Origin of the sequence: Micromonospora sp. DT48 (assembly GCF_049844495.1) — a bacterium.
Taxonomy (GTDB): Bacteria; Actinomycetota; Actinomycetes; order Mycobacteriales; family Micromonosporaceae; genus Micromonospora.
The window spans coordinates 1-3,554 of sequence record NZ_JBNCLE010000046.1; the positions used below are offsets into that span (position 1 = coordinate 1).

Sequence of the window (3,554 nt, forward strand, 5' to 3'; positions counted from 1 at the left end):
TTTGTTTGATTCCCGGGCTGGCCAGGCGTGTGTCTGGTTGGTTTGGATTCCTTTGGCAACATTTTTTGTTGTCGGGGTTGGATTTCTTTGACAGGTTTTTGTTGGAGAGTTTGATCCTGGCTCAGGACGAACGCTGGCGGCGTGCTTAACACATGCAAGTCGAGCGGAAAGGCCCTTCGGGGTACTCGAGCGGCGAACGGGTGAGTAACACGTGAGCAACCTGCCCTAGGCTTTGGGATAACCCTCGGAAACGGGGGCTAATACCGGATATTCACTTGCGGACGCATGTTTGTGGGTGGAAAGTTTTTCGGCTTGGGATGGGCTCGCGGCCTATCAGCTTGTTGGTGGGGTGATGGCCTACCAAGGCGACGACGGGTAGCCGGCCTGAGAGGGCGACCGGCCACACTGGGACTGAGACACGGCCCAGACTCCTACGGGAGGCAGCAGTGGGGAATATTGCACAATGGGCGGAAGCCTGATGCAGCGACGCCGCGTGAGGGATGACGGCCTTCGGGTTGTAAACCTCTTTCAGCAGGGACGAAGCGTGAGTGACGGTACCTGCAGAAGAAGCGCCGGCCAACTACGTGCCAGCAGCCGCGGTAAGACGTAGGGCGCGAGCGTTGTCCGGATTTATTGGGCGTAAAGAGCTCGTAGGCGGCTTGTCGCGTCGACTGTGAAAACCCGTGGCTCAACTGCGGGCCTGCAGTCGATACGGGCAGGCTAGAGTTCGGTAGGGGAGACTGGAATTCCTGGTGTAGCGGTGAAATGCGCAGATATCAGGAGGAACACCGGTGGCGAAGGCGGGTCTCTGGGCCGATACTGACGCTGAGGAGCGAAAGCGTGGGGAGCGAACAGGATTAGATACCCTGGTAGTCCACGCTGTAAACGTTGGGCGCTAGGTGTGGGGGGCCTCTCCGGTTCTCTGTGCCGCAGCTAACGCATTAAGCGCCCCGCCTGGGGAGTACGGCCGCAAGGCTAAAACTCAAAGGAATTGACGGGGGCCCGCACAAGCGGCGGAGCATGCGGATTAATTCGATGCAACGCGAAGAACCTTACCTGGGTTTGACATCGCCGGAAATCCTGCAGAGATGTGGGGTCCTTCGGGGCCGGTGACAGGTGGTGCATGGCTGTCGTCAGCTCGTGTCGTGAGATGTTGGGTTAAGTCCCGCAACGAGCGCAACCCTCGTCCCATGTTGCCAGCAATTCGGTTGGGGACTCATGGGAGACTGCCGGGGTCAACTCGGAGGAAGGTGGGGATGACGTCAAGTCATCATGCCCCTTATGTCCAGGGCTTCACGCATGCTACAATGGCCGGTACAATGGGCTGCGATACCGTGAGGTGGAGCGAATCCCAAAAAGCCGGTCTCAGTTCGGATCGGGGTCTGCAACTCGACCCCGTGAAGTCGGAGTCGCTAGTAATCGCAGATCAGCAACGCTGCGGTGAATACGTTCCCGGGCCTTGTACACACCGCCCGTCACGTCATGAAAGTCGGCAACACCCGAAGCCGGTGGCCCAACCCTTGTGGAGGGAGCCGTCGAAGGTGGGGCTGGCGATTGGGACGAAGTCGTAACAAGGTAGCCGTACCGGAAGGTGCGGCTGGATCACCTCCTTTCTAAGGAGCACCATTCAGCGAAGGCTGGTATGGGGCCTGCGGCCTGCGGATGTCGGGTCGGGGTGCTCGTTGGCGGAGACACTGGTGAAGTTTTCTGCCGGCAACGGCCATGGTTTCTAGTACAGCTGCTCTTCGGGGTGGTGGGAACGGGATGGTGGTGCGGCTGGTGGAGGATGTTTAGCACCCTGTTGGGTCCTGAAGGAACAACCTTGTGTGGTTGGTTTCTTCGGAGCCATTGCCTTGCCCGTGGTGGGTGGGGGTGGTTGCCAGGCATGGCCTGGTCTCGCATACCGTCGGCTGTTGGTCGGGCTGGTGTGGGGCTGTGGGTTGTGGGTTGGTTGTTTGTTGAGAATTGCACAGTGGACGCGAGCATCTTTGTGGTCAAGTTGTCAAGGGCGAACGGTGGATGCCTTGGCACCAGGAGCCGATGAAGGACGTGGGAGGCCGCGATAGGCCTGGGGGAGCTGTCAACCGAGCTGTGATCCCAGGGTGTCCGAATGGGGTAACCCGGCATCAGTCATGTGGTGTCACCTGCACCTGAACTCATAGGGTGTGTGGAGGGAACGCGGGGAAGTGAAACATCTCAGTACCCGTAGGAAGAGAAAACAATAGTGATTCCGTGAGTAGTGGCGAGCGAAAGCGGATTGAGGCTAAACCGGTTGCGTGTGATACCTGTCAGGGGTTGCGTGGTCGGGGTTGTGGGACCCTGCTGAGCGAGCTGACACTCGTTCGGGGAGTGATAAAGCCAGTTGTTAGCTGAATGGTCTGGAAAGGCTGACCGTAGACGGTGATAGTCCGGTAGGTGAAAGCAGCTGGTCTTCTGTGGGTGTTCCCGAGTAGCGGCGGACTCCTGAAATCTGCCGTGAATCTGCCAGGACCACCTGGTAAGCCTAAATACTTCCTGGTGACCGATAGCGGACGAGTACCGTGAGGGAATGGTGAAAAGTACCCCGGGAGGGGAGTGAAATAGTACCTGAAACCGTTCGCCTACAATCCGTCGGAGCCTTGCGGGGTGACGGCGTGCCTTTTGAAGAATGAGCCTGCGAGTTAGTGGCATGTGGCGAGGTTAACCCGTGTGGGGGAGCCGTAGCGAAAGCGAGTCTGAAGAGGGCGTTTGAGTCGCATGTTCTAGACCCGAAGCGGAGTGATCTAGCCATGGGCAGGCTGAAGCGCGGGTAAGACCGTGTGGAGGGCCGAACCCACCAACGTTGAAAAGTTGGGGGATGACCTGTGGTTAGGGGTGAAAGGCCAATCAAACTCCGTGATAGCTGGTTCTCCCCGAAATGCATTTAGGTGCAGCGTCGTGTGTTTCTTGCCGGAGGTAGAGCACTGGATGGTCTAGGGGGCCTACAAGCTTACCGAAATCAGCCAAACTCCGAATGCCGGTAAGTGAGAGCGCGGCAGTGAGACTGCGGGGGATAAGCTTCGTAGTCGAGAGGGAAACAGCCCAGATCACCAGCTAAGGCCCCTAAGCGTGTGCTAAGTGGAAAAGGATGTGGGGTCGCATAGACAACCAGGAGGTTGGCTTAGAAGCAGCCACCCTTTAAAGAGTGCGTAATAGCTCACTGGTCAAGTGGTTCCGCGCCGACAATGTAGCGGGGCTCAAGCACACCGCCGAAGCTGTGGCATTCACACGTGTACTTCGCATCATCTTTTGTGGGTGGTGTGCAGGTGTGTGGGTGGGTAGGGGAGCGTCGTGCCGGGGGTGAAGCAGCCGAGTGATCGAGTTGTGGACGCGGCACGAGTGAGAATGCAGGCATGAGTAGCGAAAGAAGGGTGAGAAACCCTTCCGCCGGATGACCAAGGGTTCCAGGGCCAGGTTAATCCGCCCTGGGTGAGTCGGGACCTAAGGCGAGGCCGAGAGGCGTAGTCGATGGACAACGGGTTGATATTCCCGTACCCGCGAAGGAGCGTCCCTGATGAACCTCGTTGTGCTAACCA

General features: G+C 58.3%; 2 rRNA genes (1 of these 2 running past the window's edge). Both read left to right on the top strand.

Annotated elements, in window-relative coordinates:
- Positions 1–98: 98 nt before the first annotated feature.
- A 16S ribosomal RNA gene (locus ACLQ2S_RS27065) occupies positions 99–1,613 on the top strand.
- Positions 1,614–1,992: 379 nt separating this feature from the next.
- A 23S ribosomal RNA gene (locus ACLQ2S_RS27070) occupies positions 1,993–3,554 on the top strand; it runs 1,617 nt beyond the window's last position.
- The 16S and 23S rRNA genes sit together here, the layout of an rRNA operon.